Origin of the sequence: Brevibacterium sp. FAM 24630 (assembly GCF_049804075.1) — a bacterium.
Taxonomy (GTDB): domain Bacteria; phylum Actinomycetota; class Actinomycetes; order Actinomycetales; family Brevibacteriaceae; genus Brevibacterium.
Map to the genome: position 1 here is coordinate 38,408 of NZ_JBNBZD010000004.1, position 24,446 is coordinate 62,853.

The following is a 24,446-nucleotide window of genomic DNA, read 5'->3' on the forward strand; positions in this document are numbered from 1 at the left end:
CGGCCTCAGCTCAGGCGGCGCCGACGAACGAGGAAGACGACGCCCGCGCCGATTGCGATGAGCCCCGCCGCGATCGCCATCATCACCGTCAGGTCGGTACCCGTCCGGGGCAGATGGCCTCCCGCGTCGCTGCCCGAGTCGGCGTCGCTCGCGCTGGCGTCGCTCGAGGCTGACGCGGTGCCGTTGTTCCCGCTGTCGCTGTCGCTCGCGCTGTCGGAGCCAGCGTCAGCGCCGTCGGCGCTGCTTCCAGCGCCGTCCGAACCGGCAGAGTCCGAACCGTCGGCTTCCTCTGACCCGCCATCTGCGCCGTCCGAGTCAGAGCTCGCACCATCCGAGCCCCCGTCATCGGAGTCCTCGTCGAAGAGCCCGACGATCACGGGATCGTGATCGGAGGCACGGAACTGATCCGGTGCGAAGAGGTCAGCCGCGTTGTAGTTGAAGCGGCTGTATTCGAGGGCCAGCGCCTCCACCGAGTTGATGTTCCAGATATCGGCCCCGGTGATCGCGTCGAATCCGCTGGAAGGAAGGGCCGCCTCGGTGCTGGTGTTCTGTGTGTTCGCCGCGTTTTCTGCGCCTCCAGCGGAATCGAGGGCGAGCACGTGGTCGAGACTGCCGGTGCGCGAACCGTAGACGTAGGTCGACTTATCCGTCTTCTCCGAGGCGACGTCCTTGAAGCCGGCCTCGTAGAAGACCTGCATCGGATCCTCCTGTGTGTACGAATTGAAGTCGCCGAGGAGGTAGACATAGTCGCTGCCGGCAGCCTTCTGCCGGTCTCCGGCGAAGTCGACGAGCGACTTCGCCTGCTTGACGCGATCGGCGTTCGAGGCACCCTGGCCGTCGCCGGAGTCCTCATTGCCCGGACCTTCGCCCGAGCCCTTGGACTTGAAGTGATTCGAGATCGTCACGAAGGTCTTCTCGGCCTCGACCTCACCGGAGTCGTCCTTCGGGGCGAACGCCTGAGACAGGGGTTCGCGTGCGTTCGAGAACGCATCCTCATCGTCAAGGATCGTGGAGTCCTTCTGCGGGGCCACCTCGGCGGGCTGATAGATCAGCGCTGTGCGGATGACGTCCTCATCGGCCGGGACCTCTTCGGGTGAGGGCACGAAGTCCCACTTCTCGGTTCCGGCCGCCTCGTTGAGGCGTTCGACGAGCGTCTCGAGCGCGACATCGCGGTCGTCACCGAACTTCGCGGAGTTCTCGATCTCCATGAGGGAGACGACGGAAGCGTCGAGCTTGTTGATCGCCGTGACGATCTTCGACTCCTGCCGCTTGAGGCTCTCGGCATTCGCAGCCCCTCGAGCCTCGCAGCCGCCGCGGACGGTGATGTGGTTGCCCTCGCGGTCGTCGTAGTAGGTGCAGCCGGAGAGCTGGTCACCGGTCGTGGTGAAGTAGTTGAGGACGTTGAAGCTGGCGAGACTGATCTGACCGCCGACGGCCTCCGGAACCTCGGTGCGGGTGTCGGAGAAGCTCGCCGGCTGGACCGCGTCAGCGTTGGCCCCGGTCAGGCGGGTTGTGGGCTGGAAGCGCCACTTCTCGTGATCGAATCCGAGCACCACCGGCGAGGTGATCGTTGCCGTGGCGCCGACCCGGACGGGAGCGTCGTTCGAGACATAGGGCAGAGGCACATCCTTATCGTTCTCCAGGAAGTTCACGGTCGCTCCGTCGTCGAGGATGACCTCGCGTTCGAGGTTGTCCGCCTCGATCGCCTCGGCCTCTTCGGAGCCCGGGCGGGCCACATCCGTGGCCTGAGGGAGGGTTTCCTCACCGGTGGCCAACACGACTTCACCATAGGTGTTCGTGTTGTAGTTGTCGGAGACGGTGAGCTCACCGCTGGGCTGGAGGAGCATACCTTCGAGGGCCTCGCGTTCGGCCTCATCCGTGGGGAACGCATCCTCGACCGGTTTGACCGCCTCGGCGGGTTCTTCCAGAGTCGTCAATCCGTTCGCACCGACGGAGATCTGCGTCTGACCGTAGTGCTCGGATACGATGCCGGTCAGTTCGAGGCGATCGCCGATGCTGATGCTGCCGACGGTGTCGGGGGAGTAGACGAAGATGCCGTCGGAGGCACCCGGAGTCTCGTCATCGGCCCCGCCGGTGCCGGGTGTCTGCACGTAGTAGCCGTTGAGACCGCCGTCGGGGTAGGAAGCGGTGACGACGCCGCGGGTCTTCACGGTCTCACCCTGAAGGGGGCTCTCGCTGCCCGTGCCCTGGATGTCAGCGATCGGAGTGACGTCCTCGGGGTCAGGGCCTGGATCCTCGCCGCCATCATCACCGGGCAGGGCGTTGGGGGTGGGGGCCGCGGATGTCCATGTGCCGTCGACGAGCTGGATCGACTGCCCGCCGGCCGCCGTGGCACCTGTGGGTTCGGCTTCCTCACCGACCACGGGTGCGGGCGTGTACTTTCCCGTCGTCCCGGTCACGCCCTTGCCGCCGACGACACCGCCGATCTGTGCGAAGGACACGAGTGCGCCCTCGTCGTCGATGGCGTAGGCGGACGAGCCGTAGCTGCCGTCGGCGGCGGGACCGGAGTTCACGGAGTTGGTGATCGGAACCTCGACGGCCAGTGCGCCGGAATCACCGACGGTGCTGTCCTCGGGCAGCGTCGTCGTGTTCTCCTCGGCCTGGACGCTGCCGCCGCGAGTGACGGACCCGATGGTCCACCCCGAAACGTCCGTGCCCGGTTCCGCGGCGATCTCGATGAAATCGGTGTCGAGGGTGTAGCCGATCTCGCTGATGTGGACAGCATCGGCAGCAAGAGCCGGGCCGGCGGGAAAAACAAGTCCGAGCCCTGCGACGAGGCAGAGAGCAGCAGCGGATGAAGCCGTCTTGGAGACGTTCATAGGGGCCTTTCGTGGGAACGGAACACCGCGCACGGAATCAGCGCAATCTCCTGCACGTTATCCGGCGACAGGTCGACAACGGTGTCGACCATGTGAATACGATGTGAACTGACTGTACTACGGACTTCTGCCGATGTGACGTCTATCCGAGCGATCCGGGCTCGCCGTGTGGGCATCGCAGTACGGTGGAGTACCGTCGTCTCGGAATGCCGCCGAGGTGGCAGAGACTCAGACGAGGCCGAAACCGAAAGAGGTCAGTCATGGCAGTTCCCCGTCCCATCGCCGATGTCATTGCCCGTCTGGCGCAGAAGGGCCCAGGCGGTTCCCGCCGACCGTCGGAGGTCTCGTTCGCGGAGATCCCGGCGAGCACCGAGGACATCAGGATTCCCACGCGTCACGGCAGTCTGCCCGCGACGGTCTACTCCCCTCCGCAGGGGATGGAAGGCAGGGGCGTCTATGTGAATCTGCACGGCGGCGGCTTCATCCTGCGCCACCCCGAACAGGACGACCCGCTGTGTCGGTACCTCGCAGCTGAAGCGGAGGTGACCGTGATCAACGTCGATTACATTCCCGCGCCGCAGTGTCGCTTCCCCGGCCCTGTCGAACAGGCCTATGATGTGGCGCTGTGGGCGGCGGACAAGGAGCGCCCCTGGGACGGCACACGATGCGCCATCGGTGGTCAGTCCGCCGGCGGTGCCTTGGCCGCGGGCGCGGCGCGGCTCGCGCTCGAACACGGCGGTCCTGAACTCGCTCTGCAGATGCTCATGTACCCGCCTCTCGACCTGAGCATCCCCGCCGCCCAGAAGCTGCGCGAGGGCAAGGAGACGTTCCTGGCGCGCATGGGCCCGATCTTCGACGTCGCCTACTGTCCGGATGCGACCGACCGTCGCAGTCGTCTGGCGTCACCGGCCGGCGACCACGACACTGCACCACTGGACGGCATCGCCCCCGCCCTCATCATCACCTGCGGCAGAGACATCCTTCGTGATGAGGGCATCCGCTACGCCGAGCGTCTCGAACGGGCCGGGTCGCTGCGCGGGCACGTCGACCTGCCCGAGGTCGGTCATGGCTTCAACCTCATCGGCGCCACACGACAGACGGTGCTGCCCGTCTACGAACGGATCGCCGAGGAGGTCGGGCAGCAGCTGAAGACCGGTCCTTGAGTGCGATCGACCGCGTGACACCCCGCCGATCGCGACAAGACGATCAGCTGCGGAAGGCGAAGCTCGTCTCAACGAGCTGATGATCGGACGGGAAGCGGTTCTGCCGCTGGTTCGGGATGAGTTCACAGCGGCCGCCCACATCGACGAACCCGTCTTCGGTCAGGCCTTCGGCACTGCAGCCGCGCATCACGCTGTCGACGATGTCGAGGCCGCGGGAGAAGATGAAATCGATGCGATCACGAGGTTCGGCGCCGTCGGTGCGGCCCGGTTCGGGCTTCTCCTCATGACCGGCATGGGTGAGCGGTTCGATCGGAGACCAGGTATCGGCCGGCGCGGCGACGGGGTCGGGGTGGATCGCGCGGAAGGTGTCGGTGAATCCGGCGGCCAGCAGCGCATCGGGAGAGCGCCAGGCGATATCGGGTCGGTCGGTGCGCGCCGCCCAATCCCCGGTGGACGGGGTGTTGAAATCACCGCAGATGACCACCGGCAGGTCCTCCTCGTCGACCTCAGCGCTGATGCGGGCAGTCTCGGAGAGGATCTCTTCGATCTGCTGCAGACGAGGAGCCTCCTCGGCATCGGCGACCTCTTGGCCCTCACCCTGCAGGGCTCGGTAGACCGCATAGGGGTACGGCGCGAGGTGGACGGACCACACGAGGATCCGCGGCGAGTCCGGCAGCGGTCGCACGAGTGCGGCCTGAGCGTAGGGCAGCGTGCTGGTGTCCACCGGCGTCAGCTGCCCGGTGCTGAGCACGGCTGTATCCCATCCGCGCTGCGCATGGTCCGCCAGGAGCTTCGGGGCCAGGTTCTCCGCAGCGCTGCCCCAGCACTCCTGCAGCGCCAGGACGTCTGCCGGGAACTGCGCTGCGATCGCGTACTGCTTCTCCTGGCCGAAGTCGACTTCTCGACCGCCGTACCAGACGTTCCATGTCTGCAGGGTGAAAGTGGTCTCAGCGGGCATGGGATCTTCTCCAATGATCGGCATCGGGTGGGTGGTCAGTAGTCGGAGTCGAGGAGGAGCGTGCGGGTTCGGGAGTCGAAGCGCAGCTGGGCGAAGTGCCGCAGCCGCACCTCGCCGGCCAGTTCGATGCTGGGATCGCTGTTGACTCCGATCACCGTGCATCCGGCCGTGTGAGCTGCCTGTGACCCTACAGGTGAGTCCTCGAAGGCGACCACCGCCGAGGCGGCCAACCCGAGTCGCTGTGCGGCCAGAAGGTAGGGGTCCGGCGCGGGCTTGCCCTGATCGACATCGTCGATCGTGATGATCGCGTCGAAGAGGTCGAGCATGCCTGCTCGCTCGAGAAGGCCGCGCACGTCGCCGCCGCGACCGTTGCTGGCCACGGCGATCGGGATGCTGCCTGACAGTGATGCCACGAGTTCGGGAGCACCGGGCACGGGTGCTGCGACGTGTTCCAGAGCGGCGCTGTAAGCGCGGTCGACCTCCTCGGCTGTCGGCGGTCGGACATCGCTGGGGGAACCGAGGCTCTTATGCACCTGCTGCAGTCGCGCCACGGCTTCGGCTGCTGTGAGTCCGCGGAGATCCTCGGCTGCGATGTCGTCTGCGGCCAGCGACTCCAGGTAGTCTCCCATGAGTTCGATCCAGGGCGCTTCGGAGTCGACGAGGATACCGTCGCAGTCGAAGACGGCACCGGAGAAGCCGGTGATGGAGCCGCTCATGCGCGGAGTCCTGCGGCGTCGTTGCGGCCCAGGCGCAGTGCGGGCTCGGCGGTGACTGAGGCATCGATGCGCAGTCCCGGTCGCATAGCGTCGGCGTCAGCGGAGGCCAGCGATGCCGACCACTGTGCGCTGTGGTCGCCGGGCAGACCGAGGTGGACCATCGTGCGCTCGCCGGTGTAGGTGCTGTGCTTGACCTCGAGGAAGCCATCAGCGGCCGCGGTGATCGAGAGATTCTCGGGCCGGACGAAGATGGTGTCATCGGGTGCGGGTTCGACGGGCAGACGGTCCCGGATCGTCCAATCGCGGCCGACGGCGAACTCATTGATCGATCCGACGAAGCGGGCGACGAACGCGGTGGCGGGGGAGGAGTACACCTCGTGAGGGGCGGAGTACTGCTCGATCCTGCCGCCGTTCATCACGGCCACACGGTCGGCGATCGCCAGCGCCTCTCCCTGATCGTGGGTGATGAAGACCGTCGTGGTGCCCAGCGCCTGCTGCACCCGACGGATCTCATCACGCAGTGAGGAACGGACCGAGGCGTCGAGTGCCGACAGCGGCTCGTCGAGCAGAAGGACCTTCGGCTGGGTGGCCAATGCGCGGGCCAGAGCCACGCGCTGCTGCTGGCCTCCCGAGAGCTGATGCGGGAAGCGGCCGCCCATGCCGGTCAGCCCGCAGATCTCGAGGAGTTCCTCGGTGCGTCGGCGCCGTGCTCCGACATCGACCTTGCGGATCCGCAGACCGTATTCGATGTTGTCGCTGACACTGAGGTTGGGGAACAGGCTGTAGCTCTGGAACACCATGCCCATGTCCCGGCTGTTCGGCGGCAGTTTCAGTACGGATTCGCCGCCGACGAGCACGTCTCCTCCGTTGACCGGTTCGAAACCGGCGAGGATGCGCAGAGTCGTCGTCTTGCCGCAGCCCGAAGGGCCGAGGAAGCTGACCATGCTGCCGGCCTCGATGTCGATGTTGAAGTCCTTGAGCACCTCGGTGCTGCCATAGGACTTGTCCACGTGCTCGAAGCGCACGGACTCGGGCTCGTTCGACTGCTCGGGGCCCGCGGGCGATGGTCGAGTGCGTTCAGAGATGGTCATGAGGTCACAGCGTCCTTTCTTGAGGCGGCGGCCGAAGCGGGGGCCGGGTCGTCGGCCTCTGTCTCATCGTCTTCGCTCACAGCGTTCGGTCGGTGACCGAACCGCGATGCGCTCACGGTTGCAGCTGCCAAGAGCAGCCACGTGGTGAGGTTGAGCAGCACGGACAGCGTGATCGAACCGCGGAAGTTCGTGCTCGAGAGCGTGTTGAGGAAGACCGGCAGGGTGTTGATCGACAGGGTCGCGGCCACCGTGTACTCCGCAATGGACAGGGCGAAGGTGAAGAAGAGGGAGAACATCACCGGTCCGCGGATGTTGGGGATGACGACCCGGCGGAGCGTGGTTCCCAGTCCGGCACCGAGGATCGACGAGGACTCGAAGAGGGTGCGCAGCGGCAGGGTGGACAGTCCGGCATCGATCGACCGGAAGGTGAAGGGAAGACACAGGATGACGTAGGTGCCGACGAGCACGAGCGGCAGGTCCTGGGACTGCAGCATGGTGTTCAGCTGCATGCCGAAGCTGCCGCGTCCCTGGGATGCGAGGCTGCGCAGAACCGCCGAGAGCCCGGCGACGATCGCGATCGCCGGGACGACCAGCGGAAGGGTGCACAGGATGCTGAGCACCGATCGCAGTCGGGGCGCCCAGAGGTGGACGGCGACGACCGCGGGAACCAGCGTGACGACGAGGATGACGGCGGCGAGCACCGACACGATGAGGCTGCGCATGAGCGGGGCCACGATCTTTCCTGAGTCAGCCAGACCGGTGAGCCCGGATGTGGTGAAGCTGCCGTCGGCACGGAAGAACGAGTAGGTCAGCGAGCTCAACAGCGGTGTGAGGATGAAGATCGCCAGGGCCGCCAGTGGCAGCCAGGCCAAGAATCTCCTCATCCGCGGAGAGCTGTTCAGGTGTTGAGCCACTTGGCGCTCCTCTTCGTCAGTGCGTTGAAGGCGATCAGGACGATGACGGCGATCGCTCCCGTCGTCACACCCAGCGCCATGGCCACCCCTTCTCCGCCGGTGGCAGCAGAGCCTGCGAGCTGGCCGGCGATCTCGAGGGGGATGAGGGGGAAGCCGCCCGTGCCGATGAGCACCGCCGCCGAGGCGTGAGTGCCGAAGGCGGAGCCGAACATCAGCAGCCAGGCGCCCAGCAGGGCAGGGGTGATGACCGGCAGTCCGACTCGGCGCCAGAAGGTCAGGTCGGTGCCGCCCAAGGAGGTGTTGGCCTCACGCCACTGCTGTCTGAGCGCGACGAAGCTGGGCAGCGTGAGCAGGATCATCGTGGGGATGAGGAAGTACTGGTACATGAGGATCAGGCCCTTGACACTGTAGAGCGTGAACGTCGAATCGACCGCAGTGATCAGCGCGGTGAAGTATCCGGTGTTGCCGACCGCAACGATGAAGGAGAACGCCAGAGGGACGCCTCCGTCGTTGGCCAGCACGCTGGAGATGACCGCGGTGATGGAGTCGACGATCTTCGACTTCACGGTCGAGATCGCCCAGGCGCAGATGCCGCCGAAGACCGCGGCTACCGTGGCGGCGGTGAACGACAGCAGCAGGCTGTTGCCCAGGGCCATCGAGCGCGAACCCGAACCCAGCGCGGTGTAGTTGTCGAGGCCGAAGGTCTTCGTCCCCGGTTCGCTGCCCGGGACGAGGAACGATGTCGCCGCCATTCCGCCGATCGGGATCACGAAGAACAGCACGATGATGATCGTGATCGGTGCCAGAGCCGTCAGGGCCGGTGAGGGGGTGCGCCTGCGCCGTGGGCCGGCCGGAGAGGAATCTTCTCCGGCCGGCCCACCGGTGTGCGGCAGCGACTGTGGGACTGAGGTCATCCGATCGCTTTCGCCCAGTTGTCGGCGAGGACCTTCTGCTGCGAATCCCGCTGTTCCTGAGTCGGCTGCGGTGCTGTCTGGTCCACCGCATCATCGAGCAGCTTCGACAGCGCATCGTCGTCGACCGTGTCGGACTCGACCATGGCGTCGAGTCGTCCGGGCATGACATACCCCTCGAGCAGCAGGTTCTGCCCCTCGTCACTGAAGACGAATTCCTGCCACAGGCGAGCAACTGCCGGGTGCGGTGCATCCTCGTTGATCGATGCTGCGTAGTAGGAGGCGACAGTGCCGTCCGACGGGATGGAGATCGACATGTCCACCCCGCCGTCAGCGAGGTCGTCCGCCCACTGCAGGAGCAGGTAGTCCCAGTTGACGGCGATCGGCGTCTCACCAGTCTCGAACGTTCCGGCCTCGGCCTCGGTCGGCACGAGGTTGCCCTTGTCCGAGAGCTCCGCGAAGTAGTCGATGCCCGGCTGGATGTCATCGAGTGAGCCGTCGTTGGCCAGGGACGCGGCGACGACGGCCATGAAGCCGGCCTCGCCCGTGGTCGGGTTTCCGCGCATAGCGACCTTGCCCTTGTACTCCGGGTCGAGCAGCTCCTCGAAACTCGTGGGGCACTTCTTCACCGCTTCGGCGTCGCAGCCGATGGCCATGGTCCCGCCGAGGTGGTTGAACCAGGTGCCGTCCGGTGACTTCATGTTTTCGGGGATGTCATCGGCGGTTTCAGGGTAGTACTCGGCGAGCAGACCCTCTTCGGCGGCATCGACGGCAAAGGATTCGCCGGTGTCGAGATAGTCGAGAGAGGTCTCCTGCCCCTGCCTGTTCTTCACCGCGTTGATGAGGTCCTGGCTCGCGCCGGTCGAGGTGTCGTTGTCGATCTCGATGTCGTACTTCTCCGCGAACGCGTCGAGCAGCCCGCCGTAGTTGGCCCAATCGGGGTAGAGGCCCATGACGTTGAGCGATCCCTCCGCCTGAGCCGCTTCGACGAGAGCATCCATGCCCCCGCCGTCTTCGACCGACGTCGCCGATCGCCAATTGGCGGATTCCTCAGATTCCCCGCTGCCACCGCAGCCGGACAGGGCCGCCAGAGCGCCCACTGCGAGGACAGCTGTGAGCTTTCGTGTGTGTTTGAGCATCGTCGTACTCGCCTTTCGGACTTGCGCGTAAGCGCATGTGTTCTTATTCGAAGTGCTTCGATCCCCATCCACGATAGGGAACAGATGAAGGATAGGCAATTTAGCTCACTAGTGAGGATGTGGAATTAAGAATAACCTCACCAGCGAAGTGTGAATGGAGAGTGACACTGTCGCCCCTCTCGGGTGAACACTGGACGCCCGTCGACGTTGCCGCATCCGGATGGTCAGCATGCGGTGAGTGCGCTGTCATCGACATCTCGGTGCTTGCGGTAGCGTAGATGCACAGCACCGTATGCGGTGCTGAGCGTGCTGGCGGGACTGGAGGAACATCATGAGAGGACTGAAGGCGTGACCGAAGCGCAGCGGGAGTCAACCGGGGCGAGTGGCGCAAGGTACGAGCAGATCGCGGAGCAGATGCGGGAGTCGATTCGCACCGGGGCACGTCAGGTGGGTCAGAGCCTCGAATCCGAAGCGGCTCTGGCCGCCGAGTACCGAGTCGCTCCGGGCACGGTGCGCGAAGCCCTGCGCCTGCTGGTCAGCGAGGGCACGCTGGGAGGCCGCCGGGGCGCGCGGAAGACGGTGCTGCGACGTCCCCGTCCGGCGGCCGTGGCCGAGGAGTTCCGCAGCTTCGCGCAGTGGGCGAGTGCACACGGACGGACTCCCGGCGGTCATGTCATCGAACAGAACTGGCGCATCGCGGGGGAGGAGACGGCCGCGGCACTCAAAGTCGACCCCCGTGCACGTGTGCTGCGGGTTCTGCGTGTGCGTCTGCTCGACGGGGAGAAGGTCATGGTTGAGAGGACGAGCTACCCCGAGCAGCTCGGCGAGATGGTCGAGAAGATTCCCGGTGATGCGGCATCGGTCAGCCGCAGCCTCGCCCAGCAGCACGGAATCGTGTTCGCCGGTGCCGATCATGTCTTCTCAGCCACCGTCTGCGGCCAACAGGACGCTGCCCTCCTGGGTGTCGCCCGCGGGCGACCGCTGCTGCGTCACCTCCGCCGCAGTCGTGACAGCGCGGGCCGGCCGCTGGAGATCTCCGAAGATCGCTATCTGGCCAACATCCTGTCCGTGGCGATGTCGAACGGCCGCAATGTCAATCCGATCAGCTGGCTGACCGCCGACGAGCCGAACTGGTTCTGAGGTCCTCGCGGGCTGCGTGAAGCCACAGACGAAGGCGGCCCGGCTCCCCTTGCGAGGAGGCGGGCCGCCTTCAGTGAGAGGTTCGCGTTCAGCCCTTGAGTTCGGCCGCAAGTTCGTGGAAGTCGCGACTGGGGTTGCCGAAGCGGTGCAGAGTCATCGACACCGCCTGCTCCTGCACGTAGTAGCGCAGCTCCACCCGGGCAGAGGAGGTCACCGGCTCATCGATGATCGCAACTTCGGGGCGAGGAGCGGCCGCGGCCAGCAGTTCGTCCTCAAGGGCGCCGAGCACGCGGATGCGGGCCCCGACCGTGTCGTCGTACCTGCCCGCGGCGACCATCTCGGCGAAGTCCGCGGCGGACTCGGTGCGTGCGGCGACCCCGGCGTTCGTCACGGCGATCTTCACCGCGGCGGGTACATCCTCGGCGACGGAGAGCTGAACCGTCGCCCCGACGGTCTTGGCCGCGTGAACCGAGCGTTCGAGGTCGAACAGCGTCGCCGTCGACGTCACTCGCAGAGTGACCGGACGAGGGCGGTAGCGGAAGATGTTGGCCTCGGAGGCCAGCCCGGTGTGGTCCTTGGCCGCCCCGAATTCGCGGGCCAGCCAGCGTTCGTCATCGGCCTTGGCCAGATCGAGGTCCTGCTCGGGGCCGACGGCGCCCGGCAAGCTCGCGGGATCGTCGGCGTAGTGGCCGAAGAGCATGAGGTAGTTCGGCCCGCCGGCTTTCGAACCCAGACCCACCGAGGACTGCTTCCAGCCGCCGAAGGACTGCCGGCGCACGATCGCTCCGGTGATGCCGCGGTTGACGTAGGCGTTGCCGACCTGAACACGATCGAGCCAGGTCCGCACCTCCTCCGGGTCGAGGGAGTGGATGCCGCCGGTGAGACCGAAGTCCACGGCGTTCTGGAACTCGATCGCCTCGTCGAGATCCTTCGCGTGCATGAGCCCGAGGACCGGACCGAAGACCTCGGTGAGGTGGAAGAACGACCCCGGTTTGACCCCGTCCTTGATACCCGGGCTCCACAGGCGTCCGGTGTCGTCGAGCTGCTTGGGCTCGAGCAGCCAGGACTCTCCGGGCTCGAGCGAGGTCAGGGCGCGACGGAGCTTGTCCGAAGGATCCTCGGTCAGCGGGCCCATGGTGGCCGCGAGGTTCGCCGGCCAATCGACGACCATCGAGGACGCGGCATCGATGAGCTGGCTGCGGTAGCGCTCGGAGTCGTAGGTCGACCCGACCATGATGCCCAACGAGGCGGCCGAACACTTCTGCCCGGCATGGCCGAAGGCCGAATGGACGAGATCGGCCATGGCCAGATCACGGTCGGCTGCGGGCGTGACGATGAGAGCGTTCTTGCCCGAGGTCTCGGCGTTGACGTGGAGTTCGAGGCGGAAGGACTTGAACAGGGCCGCGGTCTCCGAGGCCCCGGTGAGGATGACCCGGTCGACATCGGGGTGGGAGACGAGGTGCTGACCGAGGTCCCGTTCGATCGGGGCGCACAGCTGCAGAACGTCCTTCGGGACACCGGCCTGCCACAGGCAGTCGACGATGAGCGCCGAACAGTGCGGCGTCGGCTTCGAAGGCTTGTGGATCACGGCCGACCCGGCCGCCAGGGCCGCCACGGTGCCGCCGGTCGGGATTGCGACGGGGAAGTTCCACGGCGGGGTGATGACGACCATCTCATCGGGGGTGAACTTCGCCCCGTCGAGCGAGTCGAGTTCGAGGGAATTCAGGGCGTAGTAGCGGATGAAGTCGATGGCTTCGGAGACCTCGGGGTCCGACTGCGCGGGCATCTTGCCGACCTCGGCGGCCTCGACCGCGATGAACTCACCGCGACGGGCGGCGAAGATGTCCGCGGCCCGGTGGAGGATCTCGGCTCGTCCGGCAGCCCCGAGCTCACGCCAGCCCTTGGCCGCGGCGCGCCCGGATGCGATCATCTCATCGAGCTGCTCGGTCGATTCGACCGTCGGCGCGTGCGGACGATCGTCGAGGTACCCGGGAGCGGTCGCCTCGGCGATGATCTTCCGGACCCACGCCTGGTTCGCCGGCAGCGAGGGATCGGTGTCGGGTTCGTTGAAGAACTCGGTCGGGACGACGGTCTCGCCGAGGACTTCTGTCGAACGGTCCTGGTGGCGGTTGGGAAGGGGCGCGGCTTCACCTTCGGAGTCGAGGATCGACTCGAGGTCGGCGACAGCGGCGGTGAACCGATCGGCCTCGCGCTTGAACACGTCGTTGCCGTTGGCGAGGTCGAAGATGCCGGACATGAAGTTCTCGGAAGCCGAGTTCTCCTCGAGGCGGCGCACCAGGTAGGAGATCGCGACGTCGAACTCCTTCGGGTGCACGGCCGGGACGTAGAGGAGGAGGTCGCCGACGTCCTCGGTCACGGCGGCGGCCTGCTCGCTGGCCATGCCCTGGAGCATCTCGAACTCGACCCGGTCGGTGACCGAACGGTCGACGGAGAGATGATGGGCGAAGGCGATGTCGAAGAGGTTGTGTCCGGCCACGCCGATGCGCAGGCCCTTCATCCGCTCCGGAGTGAACAGCCAGTGCAGGACGCGCTTGTAGTTGGCATCGGTGGACTGCTTCGAGTCGCACGTCGTCACCGGCCATCCGGCGATCTCGGCGTGCACGGTCTCCAACGCGAGATTCGCGCCCTTGACGAGGCGGACCTTGATCCCGACGCCGCCGTTGTCCACACGTTCGGCGGAGAATTCGCTCAGCCGCTGCACCGCGCCGAGCGCATCGGGCTGGTAGGCCTGAATGACGATTCCGGCCTCGAGGTCCTTGAACTCCGGTTCGGAGAGCAGGCGCGTGAACACAGCGATCGTCAGTTCGAGATCCTGGTACTCCTCCATATCGAGGTTGACGAATTTCGCGCCCGTCGGGGCCTTCGCAGCCTGTTGGTAGAGGGGGCGGAGACGCTCGACGACATAGTCGACGGTCTCGTCGAAGGCCCACATCGAGATCTGCGAAGCCACCGAGGAGACCTTGACCGAGACGTAGTCGACATCCTCGCGGGCGAGGAGGCGGTGGGTCTCCTCGAGGTGGTGGTCGGCTTCGCCGTCGCCGAGCACGGCCTCGCCGAGGAGGTTGATGTTGAGCCGGTGGCCGTCGGCGGTGAGTTTCGCGACGGTTTTGCCGAACTGCTTGTCGCGGGCGTCGACGACCATGTGCCCGACCATCTGGCGCAAACGGGTGCGGGCGGCGGGGACGACGACCTGCGGGGCGATCTTCGCCAGCGCGGCGCCGGCCTTGATCTGCGCGCGGTCGAGGGCGGACATCGTCTCCGGGGCGAGCTTGCCGACCTCGGCGAGGGCATCGGCGGCCGCATGCACATCATCGGTGCGGACCACACGATCGACGAATCCGACCGTGAAGTCGAGACCGTTCTCATCGGAGAGGACCGCGGAGAGGCGTTCGGCCGCCGGGTTCTTCGCAGCGGTCTTCGAAGTTGCCACCCGCAGCCATCTGCGGACGGTGTCGATCGACCGGGCCGTGAGCTGTTCGAGATCGGTATCGGTGTGCAGCAACTGCGCTCCCTTGCTTGTCGTGGATGGTGCCTTCGCGCATCGGCGCTGACCGCGTGGCTTCGATCTCAGTATGCTCCGCGGGAATCCGGGGGTGAAGAGACCGGAGACCATCACTGACATCTTTGAGTCAGAAATATTAGAATGACGGGATGTATTCCCCGGAGTTCCGTCGTCAGGCGGTGGCAGCGCTGGAGACCTCCACCCTCGCCGAGGTGGCGCTGGCCACGGGCGCGTCCCCGACGTCGCTGCGGCGCTGGGCGAGCAGATCCGACCTGAGCGATCGCCCGCGCAGCGGGCGCCCGCCGATCCAAGACACCGCCGACCGCGTCGTCGAGGCTCTTGTCGCGACGGCCGGGGCCCGGATCTCCGGACGAGACTATTCGACTCGTGCGCTGGCGGAGGCGACCGGTCTGAGTCAGAGCATCGTCTCCCGCTCCGTCCGCTCTCTCACCGTGCCCGTGGCCACGGTGACAGGCGGCCACGAGATCATCCTCGCCGCCAGCGGGTTCCCTCTCGTCATCGTCGGTGTCCGGCGCGTCGATGCTGGTGACGAGGGTGAGAACGGGGGCGGAGGCCCGTCGGTGCCGCCACGACGGATCCAGCGTCGGATCGCGGGAATCGCGGCGGCGCTGCGCTCGGCCGGCGTGGGGCGGTGGCGGCAGCGCTTCGACAGCGAACACCGGCAGATGCCCACCGGTCAGCTGCTCGATCTGTTGTCAGGCGAGGGCCGTTTCCTCGTCTTCGACCCGCTGCGAGAAGTTCCCGACGACCTCGGTGCGGGGCCGGAATCACGGGTGAGCGCATGCGTTGACTTCGAGGAATTCCTCGACGCGCTCAAGGCCATGCTGGCCGGATGCCAGGACATCCCCGGGTCTCTGCTCGATCTGCTCTCCGCACGGGTCCGGCACGGACTCGAGGGGGTGCTGTGGCGGGAGTCTGTGCCCGTCGAGCCCGTGAGAAGTTCCATGAGTTCTGACTCAATGGAGATCTCTTCATGGCTGCCGAAGGAGACCCGGTCGATCACCGAACACCTGGCGATCGCCCTGCGCGAGGAGATCATCGACTCCGGTTACGAACCCGGGGACCGAATCAACCCGCGCCTGCTCTCTCGACGGATGCGTGTGCCCAGGGCCTCCGTTGACGCCGCCCTGCGCCGGATGGTCGATGACAAGCTGCTCGACGGTTCTCGCGGCGGGGCGCGGATCCCGCTCATCACCACCGTCGACGTGCTCGACCTCTATGCCGCCCGCATGGCCATCGGCGAGGTTGTGCTGAGATCGCTGTCCCTGCGCCCGCAGCGTTACCTCGTGCCCGTGCAGTTGGCCCTGCGGCAGGTCGAGGCCTCGGCACCGACTCGCAGCGGAATCGACGTCGAAGACGCCGACCTCCATTTCCAACAGGAGCTTGCCCGAGCCTCGGGACTGCGGGAATCGGCGCGGGCCTTCGAATCCCTGACCCTGCGGCTGCGCCTGTTCATCTCCGTCCTCCAGCTCGACTACTCACCGGCCAGCGACCGCATCGTCAGCGACGATCGGGCGATGTTCCGCGCGCTGAGCGGAGCGGATGCGAAGACCGCGATCGACGTCTGGCGCGGCAAGGTCGACAATGCGGTCCGTCATATGGCCGGTCTGCTCGGTCGGCGTCGCTTCGACCAGCAGCTGTGGACTCAGCTCACCCGCAGCCTCGGGTGAGGCCGGGCTGGGAGACGGTCGGCTCAGAGGCCGAGCAGCGCGATCGCGATGGTGAAGTACACGAGCAGACCGCTGGCATCGCAGAAGGTCGAGATGAACGGTGTCGACACGACCGCGGGATCGACCCTGCACGCCTTCGCCGCAATCGGAATCGAGCCTCCGACCACGGCCGCGATCGGGCAGTTGACCGTGAGCGTCAGCGCGATGACGGCACCGATCTCGAGGCCGTAGAGCGGGGAGGCGATCGCGAACGCCGGTACGGCCAGGAGCACACCGAGCAGCAGACCCGTCGTCAGTTCCTTGCCGGCGACTCGGATGAAGTCGCGCAGTCCGATCTCGTCCATCGCCAGTGCACGGGTCACCGTCGTCGCGGCCTGCGAACCCGTATTGCCGCCGATGCCGGTCAGCAGCGGGATGAACAGCGCGAGCGCAACCACCTCGGCCAGCGTCGATTCGAAGATCTCGAGCACGTGGACGGTGAGCACCGCCGAGATCGCGAGAACGAGCAGCCACACGATGCGGGTGCGGGCGATGGTGAGGACCGATGTGGGAAGGTACCGGCGATAGAGCGGCTGGGTGCCGCCGGACAGCGCGTAGTCCTCCTCGTCGGCCTCGGCGATGATGCGTGCGGCATCCTTGATCGGCAGGATTCCGACGAGGCGACCCTCACGGTCGCCGATGGGCAGGACGGTGACGTCCTCGCGCAGCGCGGTTCTGGCGGCGGTCTCCATATCGTCATCGGTGTGCGTGATCTCCTCGACGGGCACGGCCAGGCCCTCCACTCCGGTACCGGGCGCGTAGCGGAGGAGCTCGAGCGCGTCGAGGGTGCCGACGATCCGACGATCGGGGGTGAGGACGGGGATGAGGCGGACGTCCTCGAGGTCGACCTCGGTGTCGCGCAGTCGACCGGTCACCTCGGCGACGGTGTCGTTCGTCCACGCGATGACGGCCGTCGGCGACATCCGGCGGGCGATCGAATTCCGGCCATAGCCGGCGATCGCCATCACCGCGCCGAGGTCGGAGGCGGGGACGGCGTTGAGCAGCTTCGTCGTGACATTCGCGGGCAGCTCATCGACGAGGCGGCCCTGATCCTCGGGATCGAGGTCGCTGAAGATCGTGCTCAGCTCCTCGGTGTGGAGGGCATCGATGATATCCGAGCGCGTGCCGCGGTCGAGACCGTCGAAGACCTCGACGGATTCGTCTTTGGGCAGGAGGCGGAAGACGATCGCGGCTTCGGTGGCCGAGAGCTCGGCGATGAGCTCAGTGGTCGCGTTGGGACCGAGATCGCGGATGGCGGAACCGAGGGCCGCGAGATCACGATCGTCGGTCAGCGTCCGGACAGTGGCGGCGTCGAGGACAGAGGTCATGACGTACTCCAAGCAGAGTCGGGTCGACGCGTGCGCGGTGGGGCAGGCGTCAGCGGAAGAGAGGGAGGGGGCACAATCGACTGTCGGAATCCATTGACAACCACCTCCCGGGAATCTGCTCGAAGAAACTTCTGCGCGCGCATCATCGGCGCGCGGTCCGAGTCTAACGGACGCCGGTGGGGCATCGAGAATCCGAGGCAGGGCGCTCCCAATCGGCTGGTATAGATTTGGGGAGGAGCGAAGCCGAGGAGGAGAATCGAACCGTGGAGACTTTGGTTGTGGGTGTGGCCGGCGGAACCGGCAGCGGAAAGACGACACTCACACAGGCGCTGTTGGACAGATGCGAGGGCCCGCCCTCGGTGCTGTTCCACGACAACTACTACAAGCGACGCGATGAGCTCAGCTATGCCGAACGTGAGAAGGTCAACTACGACGATCTCGACGCCTTCGACAACGATCTCTTCGTCGAACATCTCACCACGCTGCGCGCCTCACAGGCGGTGCAGAGTCCGGTCTACGACTTCTCGATCCACAATCGCAGCGATGCCACGACGCTCGTCGAACCGTCGCCGGTGATCATCGTCGAAGGCATACTCATCTTCGCGGAGCCGCGCATCTGCCGACTGCTCGACATCAAACTCTTCGTCGACACCGACGCCGATGTGCGTCTGCTGCGTCGGATCAAACGCGATGTCGTCGACCGGGGGAGGACCCTGCAGTCGGTCGAAGACCAGTACCTCGGCACGGTCAAGCCGATGCACGAACTCTATGTCGAACCCTCGAAACGCAACGCCGATCTCATCATCCCCGAGGGCGGCCACAACATCGTGGCCATGGACATGATCCTCAATCGGATCCAGAGGGGTGTCGGCGGAGCCGGCTGAGTCGCGGCCCCGCATCCTGTGTGAGCCGGCATAGTGCCTGACTGGGACGTTTCTGAGCTGGACGTGTCTGACCTGACATGTCTGACCTGGACGTGCCTGACCTGGACGAACGGCGTTTGCCGGGTTTGTCTCCGATGTCGTGTCAGTGCCGACGGGTAGCGTCTTCATATGGACGTCGACTCCGCACGGGAACCAGCGATGGCTCCGGATCCGCTGACCGAGATCACTCGGTTCGGCGAGTTCCTGCGCGGTCTCGACCAGGGCGACACCGAAGCGGAGACGCTGGCGCGGATCACTGCGCTCGAAGAACTCAGATCCGCTGTCGTCGCCGCACAGTCCAAAGAGGCCGTGGCCTTCGAAGCGCTGCGCATCGGACGGGACCGGCTCAACCGGGTGCCGGCGATCGACTGCGGAAAGCGCGCCGGCGACGAGGTCGGACTGGCGAAGAAGGTCTCTCCCGGATCGGGCAGGAAGTTTCTCAGCACTGCCCGCACGATCGTCATCGGGATGCCCAACACCTTCAAGGCCCTGGCCAAGGGGGAGATCTCCGAGGACAAAGCGCGCATCATGGTCGACGAGACCGCGGTCCTCGCCGATGCCGATCGGCGCAAGGTCGATACGCGGATGAAGCGCAGTCTGGAGCCGACAGGGCTGCGCAGCCTGCGCGCCGAAGTACGTGCGCTCAGCGCCGAGATGGACGCCGAAGCGGCTGCGAAGCGGGCAGCGAAAGCAGCGACCAATCGTCGTGTGAACCTGACCGTGATCGATGACGGGATGGCCAGGATCTCCGCGATCCTGCCGCTTCCACAGGCCGTCGCCGCCTATGAGAGCCTCCGGGCCGGTGCTGAGTCGATCACTGTCGCCGCTGATGCAGGCGGGCGGAACCGCCAGCAGGTGCTCGCCGACACCTTTGTCGAACGACTGAGCGGCCAATCGAGCGCTACGGCGGTGCCCTCGGAGATCCATCTGCTCGTCGAGGCCGAATCTCTGCTTTCTGACGGACTCGTACCGGCCTGGCTGCCCGGGTTCGGGCCGTTTCCGGCGAAGACGGCAAGGGAATTCGTTGCCGCGAACGAGGCGAAGATGTTCATCAGCAGGATCTTCACCCGCCCCGACGACGGACAGCTGGTGGGAATGGACTCGAAGAGCCGGGAGTTCACCGGACGACTGCGGCAGATGATCACGTTCCGCGACGATGTGTGCCGGACTCCGTGGTGTGATGCCCCGATCCGGCACGCCGACCACGCCCGGCCGGTCGCATCGGGTGGAGCGACCACCTGGGAGAACGGTTCAGGCCTGTGCGCATCTTGCAACTACGCGAAAGAGCACCCCGGATGGAAGCACGAAGCCACAGCGGAGGGCCTGCGGGTCACCACACCGAGCGGGCGCACCTACGATGTGGCCACGCCCGCGGTGATCCGCCGCATGCGGTTTCCGCGCCCCGAAGCGGTGTCCGAACCCGGAGGTTCGCCGCCAGGGGTCGATTGGCGCCAAGCCCTCTCTCGATTCCTCGAACCGCAGCGGGAAGAAGAGCCACAGCGAGACCTCCGCCAACCACAGCCGGACCTCCTCGAGCCGCAGCGAGACCTCCGCCAACCACAGCGGGACCTCCCCGAACCACAGCGGGGCGAGTCGCCGCGCAGGGCTGAGGGTTTTCCGATCGAGTTCCAGTCGATCGTCCCGAGATTCGTACTGCCCGAGCAGTTGCAACAGCGGTATTGCACCCGTGCCGAGAAGATCGCCGACTGGCGCAGACGCAATGCGCACCGGCGGCTGACAGCGACGGACTGCAAAGGCAGCCCGGTCGAGACGGAACTGGTAAAGGCAGTCTTCGGACCGGACTGAGTCGGAGCTGCATACCTGAGCCGAGGCTGCGTACCTGGGCTGAGGCAGCGTGTCGGATCTGGAACATCGTGGGAACACCTGTCACACGAATGCTGCAGATAATCGTGGGTATGGGCACGGCGGGTAGGAACGGCAGTTCACGATGGACGACAGCGCGAGGGCGAAGTCTCAACCTCGCAGCGCGTGTGCTCCCGTTGGGATCGGTGGCCTGCTGGGTGATCACGGCCTTCGTGCCTGTCCTCGACAGCGGCGGGAACGGATCGATGCGGATCCGTGTGACGTCTCTCGGATTCTCCCCGATCGACATGAATGACCTCAATCCGGGGTACCTCGCGCTCTGGATCATCATCCTCACCGGCGCGTTCACTGCCTGGCTGCTGTCCGCCTCGAAATGGTGGTCGATCGCAGCGATCGTTCTCGGTACGGTCCTGGGGCTGCACCTGCTGCAGATGGTCGCCGATCCGCCGATCCTGATGTGGGACGGACAGACCGCGAACGGGATGCTCACCGGGGGCATGGAGGTCGCCTATCCTGCGGCAGGCTTCGGTTTGTGGGTCCTGGGAAGCATCCTCTTCGTCGCCGCGGGAATTTGTGGACTGGTCGCCGAGGCCCAAAAGAATCGTCACCGCCGTGAACGAATCAAACGCTGCATGGCCAAACGCCATGGTCCCGCCGCGTGAGGCTGGTTCCGGGTCTTCGGACACATCGCTGCCGGCGTCGAGGGTTGGCAGCACAAGCGAAATGCCCCCGACCACAGGTCGAGGGCACTTGAGCCTCAGCATTCTGAAAAGGGGCTGTTGCCTCAGTCAGCCGCTGCAGTCATTCGCGTCACTTCACGGGTTCGAAGACTCCTGCGAAGTAGTCGCCGATCTCGGAGTGCGCCTCGAGCGGGAAGACACCCGACACGTACTGATCGGGCCGGACCACGACGACGGCACCGTCACGGCTGATCTCACGCACGTCGAAGATGTCGTCGTCGGACAGGGCAGCGTAGATCTTCTCTACGTATTCGAGATCGAAGGCACCGACATGCGGGCGGAAGACCCGCGGCACATCGGGGAACGCGAACTCGGCATGCTCCTGCTGGTAGATGACGCTGAGCTCGATGAGGGCGTCGAGGTCTTCGTCGGCGCGGCGGTAGGCGACCAGGGGAGAGGTCGGATCGGATTCGAGCCACTGCGCCAGTCCTGCCACCTTGGACTCTGCGGTGCCATCGACCGCTGCGGTGCCATCGACCGCTGCGGTCGGAGCCGCGGCATCAGCGAAGACGTACACGCGCCAACGGCCATCGGCCTTCGCCTCATGGCCGAGGTGGATGAAGTTCGCATCGCAGCTGCGCTGGACACGAGCGGATTTGAAGCGTTTGCCGATCGGGAACCCGGCGGCCAGCTCCTGATGCTTCGTCGACGTCGTGATCATCGACTCCGTGTACTCGGTCATGAACCCGGCGGGGAACTCCGCAGTCTTGACGTAGAACTCCTCGAGGTAGGCCTTGTCCGGGAGTTCCTCCTGCGGAGTCGCCATGAGCGTCGACCACTCCTTGTCGAAATCGATGAGGTTCTTCGCCGTCACCTGACGCTCGGCCGAATAGGTGCGCAGCAGCTCCGTCGACGACCGGCCCGTGATGACCTGGCCGAGCTTCCAGGCGATGTTGAAGCCGTCCTGCATCGACACGTTCATGCCCTGACCGGCCTTCGCCGAGTGCGTGTGGCAGGCATCGCCGGTGATGAACACGCGCGGGCAGGGCGAACCCGGGTCGGTCTCATCGGTATCGTCGAAGGCATCGGTGAGTCGGTGGCCGACTTCGTAGACCGAATGCCAGGCGACATTCTTCACATCGAGGCTGTAGGGCGCGATGATCGCATTCGCGCGCCGGATGATCTCGTCGATGCTCGTCTGCCGGACCTTGCGAGCATCGTCTTCGGGCACCTCGCCGAGGTCGACGTACATCCGGAAGAGGTGACCGCCCTCGCGGGGGATGTGGAGGATGTTGCCGTGCTTCGACGAGATCGCGCACTTGGTGCGGATGTCGGGGAAGTCGGAGTTCGCGAGGACATCCATGACACCCCAGGCATGATTGGCCTGGTCACCGGACATGGTCCGCCCGATCGACGAGCGCACCTTCGACCGGGCCCCATCGCAGCCGACGACGTAACCGGCACGGATGGTCCGTTCCTCACCGGCACGGTCACCGGCGGTGTAGCGGACGGTGACGGACACCGGATGGTCGTTGACCGGCGCATCCTCACCGGCGGAACCGACGGAGAGGTCGACGAACTCGATGCCGTAGTCAGGAGTGATCCGACCGGGGGACTGGACGGCGAACTGGGCGAAGTAGTCGAGCACGCGGGCCTGGTTGACGATGAGGTGCGGGAACTCGCTGATCCCGTGTTCGTCATCCTTGGGCCGTCCGGTGCGGATGATGTGCTCGGGGTTGTCCGGATCCGGATTCCAGAACGACATCTCCGTGATGTGATAACCCTCGCGCATGATCTCCTCGGCGAAACCGAAGGCCTGGAAGGTCTCGACCGATCGAGCCTGGATGCCATCGGCCTGACCGATGACCAGACGGGAATCGCGCTTCTCGATCATCCGGGCGTTGACCTCGGGATACTGCGAGAGCTGAGCGGCCGCGATCATTCCCGCGGGGCCGCTGCCGACGATGAGGACGTCGACCTCATCGGGCAGGTCCTCGCTGCGATCGATTCCGCAGCCCGCGGCTTCCTCGATCCGCGGGTCAGCGGACACATAGCCGTTCTGATGGAAATGCATGTCAACCTCCGGTTCTTGACACGTCGTCGTGATACTCGAATGCTATCAGTTCATATACGATCGAGCGTTTTCAGGGTGGCACTCGTCACCGTCGTCGCAGGTCACTGGCGAAGAGCCGCTTCGGTGGCGGAAGTCGCCTGCCTCCGCGAGCCGATCCCGATGATCGGACTCACGGCCTGCTCCTCCTCGTGGTCGGGGCCCAGCGGGATGCCGGTGCGATCGCGCAGCAGCAGAGTCGCGACCAGTGCGAGCGCGGCCACGACACCCAGATACACCGCCACCGAGGTGGTCGTGCCCGTCTCGGACACGAGAGCTTTCGCGATCGTCGGGGCGAAGGCGCCGCCGAGGATCGACCCGATCGCATAGGACACCGACACCCCGGAGAAGCGGACGCTGGAGGGAAAGAGCTCGGCGTACATCGCTGGCTGCTGACCGTAGGTGAAGCCGAGGCCGACGGTGAGGATGACGAGGCCGAGCAGGAGCATGCCCAGTGATCCGGTGTTGACCAGCGGGAACAGCGAGAAGATGCCCACGAGCAGGAAGGCCCAGCCGAGCAGGTAGGAGTTCCGCCGCCCGATCTTGTCCGACACCGCGCCGGCGAGGATCGTGAAGATCAGCCAGGACACCGCCGAGGCGGCCACCGCCCACAGCACGGGACCGCGCTCGAGGCCGATGGGTCCGGCCGGATCCGTGGCGTAGTTCTGGATGTATCCGCCGGTGGTCATGTACCCGGCGGCGTTGTTGCCCATGAACACGAGCGAGGCGAGGATGACGAGCAGCCAGTGGCCCCTGAAGAGCTTGCCCAGCGGGTTCGACACCTGTTCCTTGCGTGCGGCGATCTCATGGAAGACGGGGGACTCCTCGACTCCGCGGCGGATCCAGTAGCCGATGAGGACGAGCGCGATGGACAGGAAGAACGGCACTCGCCACCCCCACTCGAGGAAGGCGTCGCCCGGAGCGATCGAGGTCATCAGCGCGAGCACACCCGAGGACAGGAGCAGGCCGATGGACACGCCGATCTGCGGGAAGGAACCGCGCAGTCCGCGGGACTCCTCGTCCGCGTGCTCGACGGCGAGGAGGACGGCTCCGCCCCATTCGCCGCCGGCCGAGATGCCCTGGATGATACGCAGGACGATGAGCATGGCCGGGGCGATGACGCCGACGGAGTCATAGGTCGGCAGGGCGCCGATGAGAGCCGTGGCCGCGCCCATGGCGATGAGTGTGATGATGAGGACGGCGCGACGGCCGAGCTTGTCGCCGAAGTGTCCGGCGAGGAAGGCGCCCAGGGGGCGGAAGAGGAAGCTGATGCCGACCGTCGCGAAGGCGACCATGGTCGACAGGGTCGACCCGAGCGGGCCGAAGAAGAGCTCGTTGAAGATCAGCCCCGAGGCCGCGGCGTAGAGGAAGTAGTCGTACCACTCGATGCTCGTGCCCACGATCGTCGCGAACGCCACTCGGGTCTGAGTGTGCTTCTGTGCTGCCATGACTCCTG

The 24,446-nt window shown here is 65.9% G+C and carries 17 protein-coding genes; 6 read left to right on the forward strand and 11 right to left on the reverse strand.

The annotated features are described in order from the left end of the window. Positions 1-5: 5 nt before the first annotated feature. Positions 6-2,840, reverse strand: a complete 2,835-nt coding sequence (locus ACPUD7_RS04485) for an ExeM/NucH family extracellular endonuclease (RefSeq protein WP_425119277.1) — start codon at positions 2,838-2,840, stop codon at positions 6-8. Positions 2,841-3,100: 260 nt separating this feature from the next. On the opposite strand from ACPUD7_RS04485, the gene ACPUD7_RS04490 reads away from it, so the two are divergent. Next, positions 3,101-4,003, forward strand: a complete 903-nt coding sequence (locus tag ACPUD7_RS04490) for an alpha/beta hydrolase (protein WP_425119278.1) — start codon at positions 3,101-3,103, stop codon at positions 4,001-4,003. Between the two features lie 43 nt (positions 4,004-4,046). Here the strand turns inward: ACPUD7_RS04490 and ACPUD7_RS04495 are convergent, their stop codons facing one another. The 6 genes from ACPUD7_RS04495 to ACPUD7_RS04520 are packed head-to-tail and all read right to left on the reverse strand — an operon-like array spanning position 4,047 to position 9,732. Beyond that, entirely contained in the window at positions 4,047-4,961 is a 915-nt protein-coding gene (locus tag ACPUD7_RS04495; protein ID WP_425119279.1) for an endonuclease/exonuclease/phosphatase family protein, read from the reverse strand. 35 nt (positions 4,962-4,996) lie between these two features. Next, a complete protein-coding gene (locus ACPUD7_RS04500) occupies positions 4,997-5,677 on the reverse strand; it encodes an HAD family hydrolase (RefSeq protein WP_135537384.1) in 681 nt (226 codons plus the stop codon). Further along, on the reverse strand, positions 5,674-6,768 hold the full coding sequence (locus ACPUD7_RS04505) for an ABC transporter ATP-binding protein (protein ID WP_135537383.1): 1,095 nt from the start codon (positions 6,766-6,768) through the stop codon (positions 5,674-5,676). The genes ACPUD7_RS04500 and ACPUD7_RS04505 overlap by 4 nt, the downstream gene beginning before the upstream one ends. Continuing rightward, positions 6,765-7,640, reverse strand: coding sequence for an ABC transporter permease (locus ACPUD7_RS04510; protein ID WP_205683269.1), 876 nt, complete (start codon positions 7,638-7,640; stop codon positions 6,765-6,767). The genes ACPUD7_RS04505 and ACPUD7_RS04510 overlap by 4 nt, the downstream gene beginning before the upstream one ends. A 26-nt stretch (positions 7,641-7,666) precedes the next feature. Next, a complete protein-coding gene (locus ACPUD7_RS04515; protein WP_135537382.1) occupies positions 7,667-8,596 on the reverse strand; it encodes an ABC transporter permease in 930 nt (309 codons plus the stop codon). Then, positions 8,593-9,732 (reverse strand): ABC transporter substrate-binding protein, encoded by a 1,140-nt coding sequence (locus ACPUD7_RS04520; RefSeq protein ID WP_135537381.1) that lies wholly within the window; start codon positions 9,730-9,732, stop codon positions 8,593-8,595. The genes ACPUD7_RS04515 and ACPUD7_RS04520 overlap by 4 nt, the downstream gene beginning before the upstream one ends. Positions 9,733-10,080: 348 nt before the next feature. On the opposite strand from ACPUD7_RS04520, the gene ACPUD7_RS04525 reads away from it, so the two are divergent. Next, on the forward strand, positions 10,081-10,872 hold the full coding sequence (locus tag ACPUD7_RS04525; protein ID WP_205683268.1) for a GntR family transcriptional regulator: 792 nt from the start codon (positions 10,081-10,083) through the stop codon (positions 10,870-10,872). Between the two features lie 88 nt (positions 10,873-10,960). Here ACPUD7_RS04525 and ACPUD7_RS04530 read toward each other — a convergent pair whose 3' ends face one another. Next, positions 10,961-14,395, reverse strand: a complete 3,435-nt coding sequence (locus tag ACPUD7_RS04530) for a bifunctional proline dehydrogenase/L-glutamate gamma-semialdehyde dehydrogenase (RefSeq protein ID WP_425119280.1) — start codon at positions 14,393-14,395, stop codon at positions 10,961-10,963. A gap of 149 nt (positions 14,396-14,544) precedes the next feature. On the opposite strand from ACPUD7_RS04530, the gene ACPUD7_RS04535 reads away from it, so the two are divergent. Then, a complete protein-coding gene (locus ACPUD7_RS04535) occupies positions 14,545-16,086 on the forward strand; it encodes an FCD domain-containing protein (RefSeq protein WP_135537380.1) in 1,542 nt (513 codons plus the stop codon). Positions 16,087-16,109: 23 nt separating this feature from the next. Here the strand turns inward: ACPUD7_RS04535 and mgtE are convergent, their stop codons facing one another. Beyond that, positions 16,110-17,453 (reverse strand): magnesium transporter, encoded by a 1,344-nt coding sequence (gene mgtE / locus ACPUD7_RS04540; protein WP_135537379.1) that lies wholly within the window; start codon positions 17,451-17,453, stop codon positions 16,110-16,112. Positions 17,454-17,716: 263 nt separating this feature from the next. Here mgtE and udk point away from each other — a divergent pair, with 263 nt between their 5' ends. The 3 genes from udk (at position 17,717) to ACPUD7_RS04555 (ending at position 20,862) form a co-directional block, all read left to right on the forward strand. After that, entirely contained in the window at positions 17,717-18,337 is a 621-nt protein-coding gene (udk, locus tag ACPUD7_RS04545) for a uridine kinase (protein ID WP_135537378.1), read from the forward strand. Positions 18,338-18,505: 168 nt separating this feature from the next. Next, positions 18,506-20,182, forward strand: a complete 1,677-nt coding sequence (locus ACPUD7_RS04550; protein WP_425119281.1) for a DUF222 domain-containing protein — start codon at positions 18,506-18,508, stop codon at positions 20,180-20,182. Positions 20,183-20,367: 185 nt separating this feature from the next. Beyond that, positions 20,368-20,862 (forward strand): hypothetical protein, encoded by a 495-nt coding sequence (locus ACPUD7_RS04555; RefSeq protein WP_135537376.1) that lies wholly within the window; start codon positions 20,368-20,370, stop codon positions 20,860-20,862. A 148-nt stretch (positions 20,863-21,010) separates the two neighbouring features. Here the strand turns inward: ACPUD7_RS04555 and ACPUD7_RS04560 are convergent, their stop codons facing one another. Next, on the reverse strand, positions 21,011-22,954 hold the full coding sequence (locus ACPUD7_RS04560) for an FAD-binding monooxygenase (protein WP_425119282.1): 1,944 nt from the start codon (positions 22,952-22,954) through the stop codon (positions 21,011-21,013). Positions 22,955-23,055: 101 nt separating this feature from the next. Further along, positions 23,056-24,438, reverse strand: a complete 1,383-nt coding sequence (locus tag ACPUD7_RS04565; RefSeq protein ID WP_135537374.1) for an MFS transporter — start codon at positions 24,436-24,438, stop codon at positions 23,056-23,058. Positions 24,439-24,446 lie beyond the last annotated feature (8 nt).

Excerpts from the sequence above, each read along its gene's own strand:
- mgtE (WP_135537379.1), bottom strand. The coding sequence starts at position 17,453 with ATGACCTCTGTCCTCGACGCCGCCACTGTCCGGACGCTGACCGACGAT.
- ACPUD7_RS04490 (WP_425119278.1), top strand. The coding sequence starts at position 3,101 with ATGGCAGTTCCCCGTCCCATCGCCGATGTCATTGCCCGTCTGGCGCAG.
- ACPUD7_RS04520 (WP_135537381.1), bottom strand. The coding sequence starts at position 9,732 with ATGCTCAAACACACACGAAAGCTCACAGCTGTCCTCGCAGTGGGCGCT.
- ACPUD7_RS04500 (WP_135537384.1), bottom strand. The coding sequence starts at position 5,677 with ATGAGCGGCTCCATCACCGGCTTCTCCGGTGCCGTCTTCGACTGCGAC.
- ACPUD7_RS04565 (WP_135537374.1), bottom strand. The coding sequence starts at position 24,438 with ATGGCAGCACAGAAGCACACTCAGACCCGAGTGGCGTTCGCGACGATC.
- ACPUD7_RS04505 (WP_135537383.1), bottom strand. The coding sequence starts at position 6,768 with ATGACCATCTCTGAACGCACTCGACCATCGCCCGCGGGCCCCGAGCAG.
- ACPUD7_RS04550 (WP_425119281.1), top strand. The coding sequence starts at position 18,506 with ATGGACGTCGACTCCGCACGGGAACCAGCGATGGCTCCGGATCCGCTG.
- ACPUD7_RS04560 (WP_425119282.1), bottom strand. The coding sequence starts at position 22,954 with ATGCATTTCCATCAGAACGGCTATGTGTCCGCTGACCCGCGGATCGAG.
- ACPUD7_RS04495 (WP_425119279.1), bottom strand. The coding sequence starts at position 4,961 with ATGCCCGCTGAGACCACTTTCACCCTGCAGACATGGAACGTCTGGTAC.
- ACPUD7_RS04535 (WP_135537380.1), top strand. The coding sequence starts at position 14,545 with ATGTATTCCCCGGAGTTCCGTCGTCAGGCGGTGGCAGCGCTGGAGACC.
- ACPUD7_RS04515 (WP_135537382.1), bottom strand. The coding sequence starts at position 8,596 with ATGACCTCAGTCCCACAGTCGCTGCCGCACACCGGTGGGCCGGCCGGA.
- ACPUD7_RS04485 (WP_425119277.1), bottom strand. The coding sequence starts at position 2,840 with ATGAACGTCTCCAAGACGGCTTCATCCGCTGCTGCTCTCTGCCTCGTC.